At 70.4% G+C, this 16,797-nt stretch carries 10 protein-coding genes and 2 pseudogenes; 4 read left to right on the forward strand and 8 right to left on the reverse strand.

Going from position 1 to position 16,797, the window contains the following annotated elements; all coding sequences use genetic code 11:
- Positions 1 to 155: 155 nt before the first annotated feature.
- Together OHB41_RS01495 and OHB41_RS01500 are read right to left on the reverse strand one after the other, a co-directional pair.
- A complete protein-coding gene (locus OHB41_RS01495; RefSeq protein WP_266696126.1) occupies positions 156 to 854 on the reverse strand; it encodes a hypothetical protein in 699 nt (232 codons plus the stop codon).
- A gap of 13 nt (positions 855 to 867) precedes the next feature.
- On the reverse strand, positions 868 to 1,473 hold the full coding sequence (locus OHB41_RS01500) for an RNase A-like domain-containing protein (protein WP_266705578.1): 606 nt from the start codon (positions 1,471 to 1,473) through the stop codon (positions 868 to 870).
- Between OHB41_RS01500 and OHB41_RS01505 the strand changes: the two are divergent.
- Positions 1,445 to 1,657, forward strand: a pseudogene (locus OHB41_RS01505) (NADPH-dependent FMN reductase); the annotation flags it as partial. The gene OHB41_RS01500 and the pseudogene OHB41_RS01505 overlap by 29 nt on opposite strands.
- Positions 1,658 to 2,215: 558 nt before the next feature.
- On the opposite strand, the gene OHB41_RS01510 reads toward OHB41_RS01505, so the two are convergent.
- The 3 genes from OHB41_RS01510 to OHB41_RS01520 all read right to left on the reverse strand — a co-directional run bounded on the left by OHB41_RS01510 (position 2,216) and on the right by OHB41_RS01520 (position 5,880).
- Positions 2,216 to 2,404: a hypothetical protein gene (locus OHB41_RS01510; protein ID WP_266696127.1), complete on the reverse strand. Its 189-nt coding sequence runs from the start codon at positions 2,402 to 2,404 to the stop codon at positions 2,216 to 2,218.
- Between the two features lie 600 nt (positions 2,405 to 3,004).
- Positions 3,005 to 5,479 (reverse strand): caspase, EACC1-associated type, encoded by a 2,475-nt coding sequence (locus OHB41_RS01515; protein ID WP_266696128.1) that lies wholly within the window; start codon positions 5,477 to 5,479, stop codon positions 3,005 to 3,007.
- Positions 5,476 to 5,880, reverse strand: coding sequence for an effector-associated constant component EACC1 (locus OHB41_RS01520; protein ID WP_266696129.1), 405 nt, complete (start codon positions 5,878 to 5,880; stop codon positions 5,476 to 5,478). The genes OHB41_RS01515 and OHB41_RS01520 overlap by 4 nt, the downstream gene beginning before the upstream one ends.
- A 617-nt stretch (positions 5,881 to 6,497) precedes the next feature.
- Here OHB41_RS01520 and OHB41_RS01525 point away from each other — a divergent pair.
- The 3 genes and pseudogenes from OHB41_RS01525 to OHB41_RS01535 form a co-directional block, all read left to right on the forward strand.
- The gene (locus OHB41_RS01525) at positions 6,498 to 7,760 is read left to right on the forward strand and encodes an MFS transporter (RefSeq protein ID WP_266696130.1); all 1,263 of its coding nucleotides are present in this window, start codon (positions 6,498 to 6,500) and stop codon (positions 7,758 to 7,760) included.
- A gap of 455 nt (positions 7,761 to 8,215) precedes the next feature.
- Positions 8,216 to 8,803 carry a hypothetical protein gene (locus OHB41_RS01530; RefSeq protein ID WP_266696131.1) on the forward strand — a complete coding sequence of 196 codons (588 nt, stop codon included), beginning with the start codon at positions 8,216 to 8,218 and terminating at the stop codon, positions 8,801 to 8,803.
- Between the two features lie 21 nt (positions 8,804 to 8,824).
- Positions 8,825 to 13,037, forward strand: a pseudogene (locus OHB41_RS01535) (HAD-IC family P-type ATPase); the annotation flags it as partial.
- Between the two features lie 235 nt (positions 13,038 to 13,272).
- Here OHB41_RS01535 and OHB41_RS01540 read toward each other — a convergent pair.
- From OHB41_RS01540 to OHB41_RS01550, 3 genes are read right to left on the reverse strand one after another with little or no spacing between them, the layout of a single operon-like run.
- Entirely contained in the window at positions 13,273 to 14,805 is a 1,533-nt protein-coding gene (locus tag OHB41_RS01540) for a glycoside hydrolase family 32 protein (protein ID WP_266696132.1), read from the reverse strand.
- Positions 14,802 to 15,845, reverse strand: a complete 1,044-nt coding sequence (locus OHB41_RS01545) for an ATP-binding cassette domain-containing protein (RefSeq protein WP_266696133.1) — start codon at positions 15,843 to 15,845, stop codon at positions 14,802 to 14,804. Before OHB41_RS01545 ends, OHB41_RS01540 begins: the two co-directional genes overlap by 4 nt.
- Positions 15,842 to 16,795 carry an ABC transporter ATP-binding protein gene (locus tag OHB41_RS01550; RefSeq protein ID WP_266696134.1) on the reverse strand — a complete coding sequence of 318 codons (954 nt, stop codon included), beginning with the start codon at positions 16,793 to 16,795 and terminating at the stop codon, positions 15,842 to 15,844. The genes OHB41_RS01545 and OHB41_RS01550 overlap by 4 nt, the downstream gene beginning before the upstream one ends.
- Positions 16,796 to 16,797: the final 2 nt, after the last annotated feature.

Below are 16,797 nucleotides of genomic sequence, written 5' to 3' on the forward strand. Positions count from 1 at the left end.
GCCACATTCTGCACTGGTCACACTGGCGACGACGACGCCACACCAAGCCCGCGTCAGCCACTACAAACGACGCGGACACAGTCCATGACATCTACCCAGCACTCAGAGCAAGCACCGTTGCAGTACTAAAGTGACGCCCGTCGGACCAGTCGGCGCTAGCCGACGTTGAGGTTGTCGTCCACGAGGAACTCCGGGTAGCCGAAACGCTCTCCGAGGGCGGTGAGCGCGTCGCAGCGGTCCTCGTCGATCGCGACGAAATATGCCTTCATGGACCTCAGGAACAGCCGGAAACCGACGTCCGCGCAGGCTATGTCTACCACCTGCTCCAGCGCCGGGACCAGGCCGGGTACCGACGCGCCGACGGCTGCTTGTTCCAGCGGGTCGGCGACGGCAGCGATCTGTTCAAGGACCACACCGCGCAGCTTCGCGTCCGTCACGGGCTGCGGCGGCGACGGGAGGAATGTCGCGTCGGACCGCCGTATGCCGGTCGTCCACGCCGCTTCGATGCGGCGCAGCCACTCCCGCCCTGTCAGGCCGTGCTGCGCGGGGTCGAAGTAGCGCTTCGTGGCTCCGAGCCATACGGTGCGGAGCCCCTCGTCCGGCAGGTTCGAGGCCAGCAGCCTCCGCGCGTCCTCACCGATCTGCAGGATGATGGTGCGGCTGACCTCGGCGCTGACGTCCTCCACCAGCCGAAGCTGCACGTCCACCGGCCCGGTGCTCTGAACGAACCTGTCGTGGTCCTCGGCGGTCAGCCACACCGGATAGCCGGACTTCATGGCCAACCAGCTCAGCCCTATGTCCACGATGAACTCCTCCCGCCCGGCGCCTTCCTGCTCTGCGTCCGCCCTCGCCATCAGCGTCCCCCTCTCACTCCGGGAAGGACGTGTAGACCACGTACCTGCTCGGCTTGTGTTTGGGCTCGTACTTCAGCTGGATGACCACCGTGTTGCCGGTCGCCACGCCCTGCGGACCATCCTTGATCCACACGCGTCCCAGGGATCCTTGGTCCCGTAGCTCCCACTTGATCTCGAACAGATCGTACCCAGGATCGAAGAATTTGTTGTGGAACTGGTCGGAGAGCCACTTCTCCAGCCGCTTGACGTTGCTCTTCTTCTTGATCCAGTTCTCAAAGGCGGCCTGCACGCTTCTGACGGCGGTGTCCTGGTCGTTCCACTTGGTAGCGCGCCCCTTCGTCACGGCCTCCGCAGCCATGTCCCCATCCGGAGGATTGACATGGTCTCTGAGACTGTGAGCCCCCTCCACCCCCTCGTCCCCCACCAGGTTCAGGCAGTTGTGGACGAGCACCTCCGCGGACTGCCCGCCCTGCGGACGAACGTAGAAGGTGTGGGGACCCTCGATCGTGAGGTCGTAGACGCGCTGGGAGGTCACCCCGGTCCGGTCGCGCAGAGCGGTCACCGTCTGCAGGGCGCCATCGGCCGCGCGTAGCCTTGACCTGCCCCCGGGCTGGAACACCTCGCAGGCCTCCGAGAACGACCTCAACCGGCTCGGCTTCAGCCTTGGCGCAGCCGCCCAATCCCCTGCCGACTTGGGGGCCGACGCCGTGCACAAGGCAGATATCGCCACCGCAGAACACCTCGGCCGCCGAGTGGCCCACATCGCCGCGACATTCGCAGCCGGCCAGACAACTGCCGCATAAAAGGCCAAGGTCCTACGCACAGCTCCGGCCCGCGCAGTCGTGACAGTGCTGCGGCGGGGCGGCTGGTGTCATCCATCCGCTGCCGCCGCGGCCGCCCCCTCCGGCTTGTCACCTGAAGAGACATGAGCGGCCCTCAACTCGTCTGCGCCTGCACGACCGTCGGGCAAGAGCAGACCGCAAGCAGAACAACCGAACTCCGAGTAGAGGCTGACTGCCGGTTTCCCAGTTTGGCCGACCATCAAGCTCTGTTCTGCCACGACGTTCAAGCAGGGCGACGCCCTGGCCGACGCCGATACACAAGGTGGCCAGCCGCTCGACGAGGACATGGAAGTGCGCCGTCCAGCCGCCCCCCTCGATGGCGCCGTTGGCATTGACCACGTCATCGATCCCAGTGCGGTCCAGCCCGGGCTGCGCACAACCAGTGCCCTGATCACGGGCCAGGGCATCACGGACGCGTTCACCGGGCAAGGCCCGCCTAACCAACCTCTAGCTACCGTGACCAGCAAAGCCAGCCCAGCGCCACTTCCCCGGGCTCAACCGGTAACCCGATGGAGAGGCCTACTTCTTCCTGCCCTTGTGGAGCGTGATCATGTGTCGCGTGAGCAACGCTATAAAGATCAATAGGGCGATCGATCCAGCACGGTTGATGACGCTCTGACTGAAAAGAGCGATTCTTCCTATCACCACGACCGCCATGCCAGCAACAACGTAAAATCTGACTGCCCTGCCCTTGTCCAACTCGTTCATGGACCCTCCCCGATCGAACCCTACGACATGGTGCGCGATTGAGGGCTGGGGGTGCCGGCCTGGCGGTTCGGCTGATGGGTGATCACCTCTCGGCGGCGTGGCCAGAGACCAGGCCGGCCACTCCCGAAGAACACCGAAGGCATCCGGTGCAAGCTGAAACGCCTGGTCACCCGGGGCATCCTCACCGAACCCGAACCCGGCCTGTTCACTCAGCCCCACACCTGACCACCAACCCACCCCGCGGACCAGGGCCCCATACCCAACCCCAAGACCGAAACGGGCATTACGTCACGTACAGCACTCTCAGAGGCGACCGAACTGGATCAACGCTGTTGCCGCATTGCTTCCTCGACCCTTGCCCTGGTCCGCCTTATCGCCCATGGGCTGGCTACCGGGACCGCAAGAGCAACCACACCCGAACTGACCAAGGTTTCGGTCCACGGTGTTCCGCTCTGCCTCCACACTACGATCGTCGACGCAGTAACCACAGCGTCGACACCGAGCAGGACTGCCCATAGGCGGCCCGTAGACATCGATCTATCAGACATAGGCCGTACCTTAGACGTGTCTAGACGGCCTTGGACGGCCTTGGACGGACTTCTAGACGGACTTCGTCCATAGGCGGATCCGGTCGTCGTCGCAGCCGCCGGCGATGGTGCGGCTGTCGGGAGCGACGGCGACCGCGTTGACGCTGAAGGAGCGCTCCGGGGACCACGGCAGGAAGGGCACGGGGAGCGTACGGCCGCGTCCGGTCGACATGTCGACCAGTCGCAGGGTGCCGCGCTGCGCCAGCACAAGAGTTCCACCGCTGGTGGCCGCCGTGCCGTTGACCAGCGAGTCGGTGGTGACGGTGGCAGTGGGCTGCCGGGTGGCCAGATTCCACAGACGTACGGTGCCGAAGCCATCGGTACAGTAGAGGGTTTTGCCGTCGTCACCGAATCCCAGCGTGCTGATCCCGTCCGGGTGGCCGGTCAGCGTCGCGACGGAGGCGCGGCCGTTCCACAGCCGCACGGTGTCGTCCATGCCACCGCTGATCAGCATGGTGCCGTCCGGCCCGAACAGCACCTTGATCACGGCGCGTTCGTGGCCTCGGAGTGTCGCCGTGCTCTTCCACGTACGGGTGTCCCACACCCGTACGGTGCCGTCGTCGCCGCAGGTGGCGAGGAGAGTGCCGCTCGCGTTCCAGTCGCAGTCGCGGATCCTGCCGGTGTGGCCCGATAGGGTCGTCACCTTCCGCCCGGTCCTGACCTCCCACACGGCCAACCGGTTCCCGTCGCCGGCCTCGGGCCCTGCCGCCAGTGCGCCGTCGTCGCGGAGCCCGACCCAGCCCGTCGGGAGAACCACCGGCGGCCGCACGGCGTTGACGTCCCAGATACGCACCGTCAGTCCGTCGCTGCTGACCACGGTGTAGTTGTCCGTGAAGTGAACGGACTCGATTCCGGATTCGTGACCGGTGAGCGTTTTGAGTTCGCCGTGGGTACGCGGGTCCCACAGCTTGACGGTCCGGTCGTCGCTTCCACTGGCGAGGGCGGTACCCGGCGCGTTGAAGCGCACGCTCGTGACAGCGTCGGTGTGACCGCTGAGGGTCACGGGGGTGTTGCGGCGGTCGAGATAGACCGCCGAGCCAGCGTCGACGGCGGCCAGGGTCAGGAACAGCAGGGCGCTGCGGCGGCGCGGGCCCCGGTACGCATCCCCCGCTTCGAGCGGCGGGCCCGGGTCCGCGGGCGGGGTCGGGGTCGTCCGTGGGCCCTCGAACGCCTCCCTGAGCGTGCCAAGGGGCGGCGGGACCGCAAAGTGCTTGCGCTCCACCCGCGCCCCGGCGGGAGCGTACGCGCGCAAGACCGCCAGCAACTCCTCGGTAGGCCCTGGCAGATCGCCGAGATACCAGACACGTGCCCCGGCCGGGCTCGGCAGCTTGTGGACCTCGTCGTTGGCTTCCGCGCCCGGTCGTAACCGCACCACCAGATACGTCCGCCCCTTCGGCCGCGGCACCTCGGAGTCCACCAGCGTCAGCGCTGCGATGTGCCCCCACCGATGCCGGCGGCTGCCGTCTTTCCGTTTCGCCGTCAGGCCTTCGCCATTCACCACCAACTCCCGCCAGGGCAACAGGTACGTGCGGTTCCCGTAGAACCCGGCACACACCAGCAGCCACACCGGAAGTAGCAGCCCGTAACGCAGCACGTCGTGCAGCAGCAACCAGAAGACTCCGAAGGTCGCTACCGTGAAGGCGATTGCCGCGAAGGTGTCCGCGCCGCGGATCTGCGTCGGGTACCTCATCGGAAAGGACGCCTCACCCGACGGCCGCCCCGTGGCGGTTCCGGAGTCCCCGGCGGACCCAGCAGCCGGCACCGGGCCTCGTACGAGTGCCAGGTCCTTAGCCCCACCGACCGACCGGCGTTGCGGCCGGGGCAGGCCGAGCCCGGACAACTCCCGGTCGACGTATTCGTATATCCCGTCCAGCGTGAGCGGCTCCGGCTCGGCCAGCGCGTGCAGCAGGGCGCCGGTGAAGGCGGTGTGCGCGGCGCCGACCGGAGCGTGGGAGGGAGCGGTGGCCGTCGTGGAGGTCAGGGTGTACGTGCCGGTCAGGTCGAGCTGGCCGGACAGAAGGCTGCCGGGTTCTGCCATGGGCGACACCGCGCGGCCGGAGAAGCAGCAGTCCAGCAGCAGGACCCGGGCCTTGGCGCCGGCACGCCCGAGATTCCGCTTGACCAGCTCCATCGGAACCGCCGAGAAACCGATGTGCTCCGGGTCGGTGGTCTGCAGGGCGAGGTGCAGCAGCCCGTCGTCGTCCAGCACGCCGTGTCCGGCGTAGTAGACCAGGAGCAAGCCCTCAGCCTCTCTGACCGCCCAGGCCAGTGCCGCGCCGACGCTCGCCTGGTCGGTGGGGTCGGCCACCACGCGGCAGTGGTCGGGGTTGTCCAGCAGACCGACGTCGGGATGAGTGAGCGCCTGCTTGAGGGATTCCAGGTTCTGTGTCACGGCCTCGATGGCGGGCAGTTCGCTGTTGCGGTATTGCCCGGTCCCGATCAGTAGCACACGGCTGGAGGAGCGGTCGGGGAACCAGCGGTCGGTCACACATCCCGCCCGTGGCTCGCGTCCCGCCCGTGGCTCGCGTCGAGCAGGGCGGTCACCTCGCGTACGACCACGTGCGGATCGGCGGCCCGCCGTACGTCGAGGATCACCTCACGGCCGTCCGGTTCGCGCACCGTGACGGTGACGTCGGCACGCCGTCCGATCAGCCAGGCCACGAGTGTCTGGGCCAGCACCGCGCCCGCGCCCCCGGAACCGAGCGCGACGACCAGGACGTCCAGGGCGCCGCCCATCTGCCCGGGTTCCGGCGCGGTACGGTGCCATCGCACTTTGCCGCGCAGCGTGTCTTCAGAGGCCAACCAGTCGCGCAGCGTGTGCAGTTGGGCCTCGGCATCGGCCCCGCCCACGGCCAGCCGGACTTCCATCCCCCCGCTCGTACCTGCCATGGCGGACAGCGTATCGACCCCAACGGCGTTTTCAGGACTATGAGTTGAGCATCGGTATCGGCGTCAGCCGACGTCACAGGTGCGCGATTTCCTCAGGCGGCCGCCTGCTCGAACGCTGCTGCCCGCGCGCGGGGATGGTCCCAGGGCGTGCCGGGGCGGGAGTTCGACCGGATCCTGCATCCCCGCGCACGCGGGGATGGTCCCAAGACCAGCATGGCCACCGTGCCCACGACCGGCTGCCCCCCGTGCGTGCGGGGTTGATCCCTGCGGATCGATCAGGGCCTTGCCGCAGCCGCGGGGCGGCTGTGGCCCGGCCTCGCCGCCGCCCGCTTCGGCTTCCCCATCACATGCCCGGAGGCACCATGCGCACCGTCCCGCTACTGACCCCGCTGGACGACACGCCGCTCGCTCTCCGGCAGGGGGTCGGGGTGAGTCAGGATCCATCCGGCCACCGTGCGTGGGGACGGCGGACGGGTTGTCCAGGCCCGAAGGGCCGAGGAGCTACCGCTCGTTGGCGAAGAGTTGCAGGAGTCTGCGGCGATGCTAATGTCGATACGATTTTCACCTGTCGTCCGGGCACCCTCGGATCACGGGTGGAACACGACGGAGTACGCACGATGACTGCCGAGGAACAGACCGCGGCGCACGCGACAACGACGGCCGCCGACCCGGTCCAGGGCGGCTCGACCACATCAGAGCATCCGGGCAGCACGGGGAACACCGGGCGGTGGCCGGCTACAGCCGTCTTCTTTCTCAACGGGCTCACGCTGTCGACGTATGTCGTCCGGCTCGGATCGCTGAAGGACAAGCACCATCTGAGCGACGGGCAACTCGGGCTCATCGGCATGGCCTTTGCTGTGGCGGCCCTCGCCTGCATGCAGGGCGTGGGACCGCTGACGGCACAGGTCGGGACGCGGCCGGTCCTGCGCACCTCGCTCGTCGTCATGCCCGTGCTGCTGGCACTGGTCGGCCTGGTCGGCGGAGCCGTCGAACTTGTGGTGGTCGTCATGGCGCTCGGTGCTGTCCATGGCACCACCGACGCAGCCATGAACACCCATGCCGTCGCAATCGAACGGTGCCTGGGACGACCCATGCTCAACGGCTGCCACGCCGCCTGGAGCGTTAGCGCGGTCGTGGCCTCACTCGCCACGGCCGTCATGGAGCGTGCGGGTGTCTCGTTCGCCACACACCTCGTGGCTGTCGCCGCTGCGCTCCTGGCCGGGGGTCTGTTGCTGGGACGGCTGCTGGGGGAAACCGGCACGCGGGAGCGCGCCCGCACGTCCTCGCCCGCACAGCGCGGCCGGGACCGAAGCAGACGCGGAGACTGGAGCAGGCAAGTCGTGGCACTCGGCCTGACCGGCACGGCCCTGATGGTCTTTGAAGGCGCCGCCCTCGGCTGGAGCGCGATCTTCCTGCACGACTCCCGAGGCGCGTCACTTGGTCTCGCTGCGACGGCGGTGACCGCATACACCGGTGCTCAGGCTGTCGGCCGGGTGATTGGCGACCGTCTGACCGTGCGTTACGGCGCCCCAGCCCTTTTCCGCACCGGCGGCCTCGTCGCCGCTTGCGGCCTGGCGATGGTTCTGCTTTCACCGAACCCGGCCGCGGCCATCGGTGGTTTCGCCGTCGCGGGAGCGGGCGCCTCAGTCCTGATCCCACTGGCCTACAGCGCGGCCGGACAGGCGAAGGCAGACAGCCCGGAAGCCGCGACGATGATCTCCCGGTTCACCACCTTCACCTACGCGGGGATCCTGTTCGGTCCCGCCGCCGTCGGCTGGGCCGCCGAGTTCGCCGGCTTGACCTGGACGCTCGCGGCGCTTATCCCCGTGCTGTGCGCCGTCGCACTCCTGGGCCAACTCCCCTGCCGCCCACAGAACTGAGCTTGCCGTTTGACGACTCCGCAGCGTGCTGCACGATCAGCCCTCGCCCCGTTGGCAGCCGCGACTTCATCACCTCACGAGGGCCTTCATCGACGCGGCGGTCTAGTCCTGGTGCTGGCCGCAGGAGCCGCTTGCAGCCCGGTTTCTCCTGTTGACGCGGGCGTGTCCGCCATAGGTACTGTCGGCGGACAGCGACGTTAACTGACGGAAGTCGCAACGACGTCGCCCAACCGTTGCCTGCTCAGGAGGCCTGCGGCGGCCTGCATCGAGAGACAGCATCTACGTATGCAGACGGAGCTAGGGATGCAGGCATGCTCAGGTCAATGGTGTACGTGAGGATTCGAGGTCGCTTCCACCGCGACTTCTAAAATGTCTGCTTTATGGGTGATGTCCGACCTGTTCGGGGGCACTCGGCAAGGCAGAAGGTGTGATCCCAGCATTGACGAGGAGTAGTCATGGCTGAGCAGAAGTCGTCCTCGGCCCTCACCGAGCCCCTGCGGAATGCGGCCTCGGCGGTGCGCAAGGTACCCGGCGCCGGGATCGTGACCAAGGCCGCCGAGGACACGCTGGACAAGATCGGAGCCGTATCGCCCAGGGGCCGGCGGCTGGCCGTGTACGCCGGAGCCGGGGTGCTGGGGGTGGCCGGAGTGGTGGAGTGGCCGGTCGCGCTGACCGGTGCGGCGGTGGCCTGGCTGACCCAGCCCCGGCCCGGACAGCGCACGCAGACCCTGAAAGCGACCGAGGATACGACGGATGGCGCGGGCCACGGCGCCTATGTGGCCATGGGCGATGTGGAGACGGCGCAAGAGCCGGCCCCGGGCCCGGTACGGGAGGACGAGATGCCGGGCGGTCCGGCGGCACCAGTGGCTGGGTCAACGGCACCGCCCACGACCACCCCGCAGACACCACCCACCGCCCCACAGGCAGAGACACCGCCCACGACCCCGCAGACACCACCCACCGCCCCACAGGCAGAGACACCGCCCACGACCCCGCAGGCAGAGGCCCCGCCCAACGGCCCGACCGCCCCGCCCACCAGCTGACGTCGGCCGGGGTGATGCGCGATGGCGCTCGGGTTGCCGACGGTGCAGTCCGTGGCCGCACAATCCCTGTCGGCGGTGCCCCGGCTACTGGCCAGGGCCGCCGCACCGGGAGTCGGCGCGGTCGCGGGCGCCGCGGCCGGGATCGCGCGAGCCGGCGTCAGGAACCTGGACACGGCGACCCGTATGAGGCGGGCGGCGCGCAATGCGCTGCTCGGCACCGAGCGGCAGTGGCAGTCCGGCGCCCGGGCGCACCTCGCGCTGCGGGCGGCCGACCCGGAGCAGGCCTGGGCGGCGGGCGGGGTGGGTCGACTCGCCGGGCATGTCGCCGCGGCGTTGACGGAGCACCCAGACGTCCTGTTCGCCTACTGGGACGAGGGTCTTGGTCGCCTGGTGCTGGCCGCGGCAGAGGAGGCGGTCGCCGACAACGTCGTGGCGCACGCGGTCGGCCTCGCCGCCCGGCACGGTCTCGTCGCGGCCGGTGACGGCCCCGAGGAGGTCACGCACCCGGCCGACCGGGAGGGTATCCGGGCGGCGCTGGCGACGCTCGCGGCCGATCTGGTCGGTACCGGTGTCGGCGTCGCCGCGTACGCCCTGCGGCTGCCGCCGTCGCCGCGTGCGGTAACCGCGGTGGTGACGGTGCTGCGTGAGAACCCCCGCTTCCGTGGCCTGTTGCGCGCCCACCTGGGCGCCGACGCCATGGATCTCCTGCTGACCTGTGCGAACGCCGCGGCCCACGGGGCGGGGCAGACGCCCTCCGCGCTGCTGCTCGACGGGGCGCTGCGTGGCTGCCAGCTCGCGGACACGATGGCGCGGGCGGCCGCCTTCGAACTCTGCCAGGACGAGCTGTGCCGCCCGGACCGGCCGAGCGTCGGCGACGGCGGCCATCCGCGCCCGGACCTGTGCACCACCCCGGCCCAGGAGTACGCCACGCACGCTTTCACCGGCAGTGTGCTGGGCGCGGCGGCCACGCTGCTGGTCAAGCACGACGTGGGCGAGGCGGCGGAGGCGGTGCTCGCGGGCTCGCCGAAGGCCGCCCGGTACGGGCCGACCGCCTTCGAGGCGGTGCTCGGTGCCGTACTGGCCCGTTCGGGCCTGCTCGTCCGTGACCCGGAGCGGCTGCGGGAGCTGGAGCTGGCCGGCACTATCGTCCTGCATCCGAGCGCGGTGCGCACCGAGGACGGAGAGTCCGATCCCTGGACGGAGCCGGTGCTGGACGCGGCCCGGCGCGCCGGACTACGGGTCGTGCTGGTGGACGACCCGGCATTGGAGGACTTCACCGGCCTCGCCGACCAGGTGGTGGACGCTCGGCGGCCCCTGGACGACGTGGTGTGTTCCCTCCCCGAGGACGCCGGCGCGGTGATCACGGTGGCCCGGCTGTGGTCGCACAAGGACCACGGGGTGCTGGCCGGACTGCTCGCCGGTGACATCGCGCTCGCGCTCACCGACGGCGACAGCACGGTCGTCTGGAGCGCCGATGCCCTCGCCCTGCACGGACTGCCCGACGTTTGGCGGCTGCTGAGCGCGATACCGGCTGCGCGCCGGGTGGGCCGGCGCTCGCAGACCCTGGCCCGGTCGGGTGCCGCGCTCTCCGGGCTGCTGGTGGCCGTCGGCGAGTCGGGAAGCGGGCCCGGCACACTGGCCGCGCTGCCCGGTCTGCGGCACGCGCCGGTGGACGGCGCCGCCGCGACCGCGCTGCTGTCGGGGACCATGGCGGCCCTGCGCGTGGCGAGGGCCGGGGCCCCGCACCCCGGGGCCCGGGTGCACTGGCACGAACTCGGCCTACGGGAAACCCTGGAACGGCTGGAGGAGGAGCGGGAGAGGGAACCTCCCGAGGAGCGGCAGCAGGCCCCGGAGCCGTCCCAGAACCCGCTGCTCACGCCGGTGAGGTGGACGCGGCGGCTCGCCGGAGCCGTACGGAGTGAACTGGAAGACCCGCTGACCCCGGTGCTGGCCGTCGGCTCGGCCGCGTCCGCGATCGTCGGCTCGGCCGTGGACGCCCTGCTGGTGGTCGGCGCACTCGACCTGAACGCGCTGATCGGCGGAGTGCAGCGGCTGCGGGCCGAACAGGCCGTGTCCGGGCTGCTTGCCGAGCAGAAACGGCAGGCCCGGGTGGCCGATTCCCCCGACGAGCCGGACACACACACCGTGGACGCGGCACGCCTCGCACCGGGCGATGTGATCGACCTGCACACGGACGACGTGGTTCCGGCCGACGCCCGGGTGCTGACGGAGGACGGCCTGGAGGTCGACGAGTCCGCGCTGACCGGGGAGTCGGTGCCGACCGGGAAACAGACCGACGCGACCCCGCACGTGCCGGTGGCCGACCGGCACTCCATGGTCTTCGAGGGCACGACGGTGGCCGCCGGTCACGCGCGTGCGCTCGTGGTCGACACCGGGGAGCGCACTGAGGCCGCCCGCGCCGTCCACCTCGCCGCGCGCACGCCCCCGGCCGCCGGAGTACAGGCCAGGCTGCACGAACTAACCGCGCAGGCTCTGCCGTTGACGCTCGGCGGCGGCGGCGCGGTCACCGGCCTGGCCCTGCTGCGCGGAACCCCGATCAGGGAAGCGGTCAGCGGGGGCGTCGCCGTCGCCGTGGCCGCCGTACCGGAAGGGCTGCCGCTGGTGGCGACGGTGGCCCAGCTGGCGGCCGCCCGGCGGCTGAGCCGAGGCGGGGTCCTGGTCCGGGCACCCCGCGCGCTGGAGGCGCTCGGCCGGATGGACACCATCTGCTTCGACAAGACCGGAACGCTCACCGAGAACACCCTGCGCCTGGTGAAGGTGGCCGACACCGAAGGACACAGCCACCCGGCGGACGACGAGGCGGCGGCCGACACCCTGCGCGTGGCGGCCCGGGCCTGTCCCCGGGTCGGTGACGCCGACGGGCCGCCGGAGCACGCCACCGACGCGGCGGTCCTTGACGCGGCTGATTCGGACCCCGACTGGGAACAGGCGGAGGAGCTTGCGTTCGGGGCGGCCCGCGGGTACGCCGCCGCCGTTGGCCGGCCCGGCGACGGACCACTCCTGCTGGTGGTGAAGGGAGCACCGGAAACCGTCCTGCCCGCATGCTCCGAACTGCCCGAACACGCCTCGGAAAAGGGCCCAGGCGCTGGCCGGCGAGGGCCTGCGGGTCCTAGCCGTCGCCCAACGCCGGCCGGACGATGCCGAGAACGCCTCGGACATCCTCGAACCACCCCTGGAACACCTTGAGTTCGTCGGACTGCTCGGCTTCGCGGACAGCCCGCGCGAGACCTCGACGGCCCTGGTGCGCGGCCTGCACGAGGAAGGCATACGACCGGTGATGCTCACCGGCGACCATCCGCAGACCGCCCGGTCGATCGCCGCCGAGCTGGGCTGGCCCGAGGACACGGTCGTGGTGACCGGGGACGAGCTCGCGAACGCCGACCGGTCGGGCAGGGCCCGGATGCTCCGCGACGCGGGTGTCGTGGCACGCGTCGCGCCGGAGCAGAAACTACAGGTCGTCGAGGCGCTGCGGGATGCGGGGCGGGTGGTCGGAATGGTCGGCGACGGAGCCAACGACGCGGCGGCGATCCGCGCCGCCGACATCGGCGTGGGCATCAGCGCCCGCGGCTCCGCCGCCGCCCGCAACGCCGCGGACCTCGTCCTCACCGACAACGACCTGACGGTCCTGCTCGACGCGGTGTGCGAGGGGAGGTCCCTGTGGCACAGCGTCGCGGACGCCGTCGCCATCCTCATCGGCGGCAACGCCGGCGAGATCTGCTTCGGCGTTCTCGGCACCCTGCTGTCCAGCAGGGCTCCGCTGTCCACCCGACAGATGCTGCTGGTCAACCTCTTCACCGACCTGTTCCCGGCGATGGCGGTGGCGGTCACGCCGAAGGAGGCGGCGGAGCAGTCGGACCCCAGGTCGCCGTCGGCCGTGCTCGGAGCGCCGCTGCTCCGGCAGATCCGGCACCGCGCGCTGACGACCAGCGCGGGCGCGCTCATGGCGTGGCTCATCGGCCGCGGCACGCCCGGAACAACGCGCCGCTCCAGCACGATGGCACTGGCCGCGGTGGTCGGCACCCAGCTCGTCCAGACACTGCTGGACCGCCGTGACAGCGCATTGGTCCGCCTCACCTCCCTCGGCTCTGCCGCTGTCCTGGTCGCGCTCATCGAGACACCGGGAGTCAGCAACTTCTTCGGCTGCACCCCACTGGGCCCGGTGGCCCTGACCGCCGTCACCGCGTCGATCGCCCTGGCGGTGTGGAGCCAGCGCGGACGGGGATGGGGTCGGGAATCGGGGTGGCGGCGGGCGTCGCTCCGGCGGCGCTCGGGGCGGCCTGTGCTGCGGGGAGGATGCCTCCGAGAGGCAGCAGGGTGGCGGCGGTTCCTCCGGCGAGCAGGAGGGTACGGCGGGACACGCTCATGGCAGCTCCTGAGGAGAGCAGGGGAGGGTGGGCCACGGCCCGGGGGGACGTCCACCCCGCGGGCCGTGGCCGTGTGTAAGACCGTCACGGCCACAGCGGCCGGGGTCTGTCGGTGAAGGCCGACGCCATCTGCCAGGCGTCGAACCGCTCCAGGTCCACGTCGCCGTCGGCACCGATGCCGACGCCGACGGCCTCGTTGGCCCGGGTGGGGTAGATGCGGGCGGTGAGGGCACGCCCGTTGGCGAAGACCTCCAGTGCGGAGTGGTCGACGAGGACGCGCAGGTCGACCCGCCCGTTGGTGCCCAACGGCAGTTCGCCGTAACGGGGTTCGGTGTCGACCGTCGGGTCGAGGCTGCTGGTCTCGCGGCGCAGGCGGAGGGTGCCGCCCGTTCCGTCCTGCGCCCTGCTCACCTCCACGACCGTGCGTTCCGCGCCGTCCGGTGTCTCGCGGACCACGAGCCGGGCGGTCGCTCCGGGAGCGAGACGCAGGGTCGCCTCGATGTCCAGCTGGTCCCCGCGCACGGCGGGCAGCTGGGTGTACCGGTCGGCCTGCCGGCCCGGAGCCACCTCTACGCGTTCCCCCCGCAGCTCGGTCAGCTCCGGCGCCGGGGCCTGATGCAGGCCGCCGTCCGTGGCGAGCGTGACGACCCTCGGCAGGGACATCACGCCGCACCAGCCGGCCTGCGCGTTCGCCTCGTCCGTCCGTCCCTCCTGGAGCCAGCCGAACATGATGCGGCGGCCGTGCTCGTCGCGAGTGGACTGGGGGGCGTAGAAGTAGCGGCCGCCGTAGTCGAGGCGGTGGAGGGCGGTCGGGTTGAAGGCGTCGCCCTGGTAGCGGCCGGTCCAGTACAGGGGGTGGTGGGTGGTGCCCTCGTCCCAGGCTGAGAAGACCAGCACGTCGGTGCTGCCGGCCTCCTCGTCCTCGCCGAGCCGGAAGAGGTCGACGCACTCCCACATCGTGCCGGTCCAGTCGAGCTCGCCCTGGTTCTGCGAGGCGTCGCCGGTCAGCAGGGGGCCGACGTAGCGCCAGCTGCGCAGGTCGTCGGATTCGTACAGGAAGGCCGTTCCGCCGACGCCCCGGATGCCCGAGCCCACCAGCTGGCGCCACACCTGGCCCTCCCGCCAGACGCAGTGGTCGCGGAAGGCCGTGATGTCGACGCCCTCGGGCGGGGCGGTGATGACCGGGTTGGCCTGGTCTTTGGTCCAGTACCGCAGGTCGGCCGATCCCCTGGCCACGCAGGGGAGTTCGTGGTCTCCGTGCCTGCCCGAGTAGACGAGCGTCGGCACTCCCCCGTCGTCCACCAGGACACCGGACCAACAGCCATCGCGGTCCGGGCCGTCCGAGCCTGGCACCAGGGCGACTGGCTCATCGGCCCAGTGCACGAGGTCGGTACTGGTGGCATGGCCCCAGTGGATGCGGTGGTGGGCGGCGGCGAGCGGGTTGTACTGGTAGAAGAGGTGGTAGACGCCGTTCCAGTGACTCAGCCCGTTGGGGTCGTTGAGCCAGCCGCCGGGCGAGGTGAAGTGGAAGCGGGGGCGGTGGGGGTCGCGCAGGGCGCGTTCGTCCAGCCCCTCGGCGGTGTGGCTGCCGGAGGGGAGGGTGAGGTCGTGGGTCATGCGGCGGTGGTCTCCGCTTTCTCGGTGTCGTCGGTGGCCTCGCCGTCCGGCCGGTCGGTGGCCTTCAGGACGCGGAGCGCGATGTCGGAGGCGGGTGCGCGCAGGTGGCAGCGCACCCAGTGGGGCTGCCCGTCGTTCTCGCCGACGATGTGGCGGACGGGCTCGGTGCGGCTGCACGCGCCGTCGTCGCCGTAGGGACAGGACGTGGGGTTGAGGATCGCCTCGCGGAGCCTGGCGCGCTCGACGGGGTCGTAGCTGCGGGCCCGTTCGGGGTCGGGTACGGCGGACAGCAGTAGGCGGGTGTAGGGGTGGGCGGGGGCGTCCATCACCGCCAACGCGTCTCCGCCCTCGACGAGTTCGCCGGCGAACATGACCATGGTGGTGTCCGCGAGGTAGCGGGCGGAGCCCAGGTCGTGGGTGATGTAGAGCATGGCGATGTTCCGCTCGTCGCGCAGGCGCCGCATCAGGTTGAGCACGCCGACGCGCACGGAGACGTCCAGCATCGACGTCGGTTCGTCGGCCAGGATGAGGCGTGGGTCCACCGCCAACGCGCGAGCGATGGAGACGCGCTGACGCTGGCCGCCGGAGAGTTCGTGCGGGTAGGACTGGAGCATGTCCTCGGTCAGGCCGACCGTTTTTATCAGCTCGCGCAGCGCCTCTGGTGTGGCGGAGTGGCCGTGCAGGACGAGGGCCCGGGTGAGGAAGTGCTCGATGCGGTGGACGGGGTTGAGTGAGCCGAAGGGGTCCTGGAAGACCATCTGGACCTTGCGGCGGTACGCCCGTGATGCCCGGCGCGGCTCGGTGCGCAGGATGTCCTGGCCGTCGAGCAGTACCTGTCCGGCGGAGGGCTGTTCGAGGCGGGCGAGGCAGCGGGCGATGGTGGACTTGCCGCTGCCGGACTCGCCGACCAGGGCGGTGATCCGGCCGGCCGGCAGGTCGAAGGACACGTCGTTGACGGCACGGACGCGGCGCCGGGAGAAGACGGTGCCGACCTGGAAGTCCTTGGTCAGACCGCGTACGGACAGCAGGGGCTGGGTCATCGCGGGGCTCCCTGGGCACTCTGGGCCACCCACCGGCCGGGGGCGATCTCGCGCAGGTCGGGGATGTTCATGGAGCAGTCCGAGCGGTCCTCGGGACAGCGGACGTGGAAGCCGCAGCTGTCGGCGGTGCGCGGGGCGTCGAAGAGGCCGGTGAGCTCTTGGCGCGGGCCTGCCAGCGGCGGGAAGGCGTTCATCAGCGCTTCGGTGTAGGGGTGGAGCGGCCCCGCGAACAGGTCCTTGGCGTCGGCGAGTTCGACGATCCGTCCGCCGTACATCACGCCCATGCGGTCCGACAGCTCGATCATCAGGGACATGTCGTGGGTGATGAAGAGGATGGAGAAGCCCAGCTCCCGCTGGAGGTCGCGGATCTGCGCCATGATCTCCTGCTGCACGACCACGTCGAGCGCGGTGGTCGGCTCGTCCATGATCAGCAGCCGGGGGTGGAGTGCGACGGCCATGGCGATGACCACGCGCTGGCGCATGCCGCCGGAGAGCTGGTGCGGGTACGCCTTCAGCCTTCCCGGGTCGATGCCGACCAGCTGAAGCAGCTCGCCGGCCCGCTCCCGCGCGAGCCGCTTCTTGAGCTTCTCGTGGGTGGTGAAGATGTCGACGATCTGCTCGCCGATGGTCAGGACGGGGTTGAGGGAGTTCATCGCCGACTGGAAAACCATGGCGATCTCCTGCCACCGGAAGGAGCGCAGCTCCCGTGGGTCCAGGGCGAGGACGTCCTTGCCCTGGAAGCGGATGCTGCCGGCGGTGATCTCCGCCGGGGGCTTCAGCAGCCGCATCACGGCGTTGGCGATGGTCGATTTGCCGCAGCCGGACTCCCCGGCGAGGCCGAAGATCTCTCCGGCGCCGATGGAGAAGGAGACGTCGTCGGCGCCCACGACGGTGCGTCCGTCGCTGCGGTATTCGACGCGCAGGCCGCTCACCTCAAGTACGGGTTCCATGG

It is taken from the genome of Streptomyces sp. NBC_01571 (genome assembly GCF_026339875.1).
GTDB lineage: Bacteria > Actinomycetota > Actinomycetes > Streptomycetales > Streptomycetaceae > Streptomyces.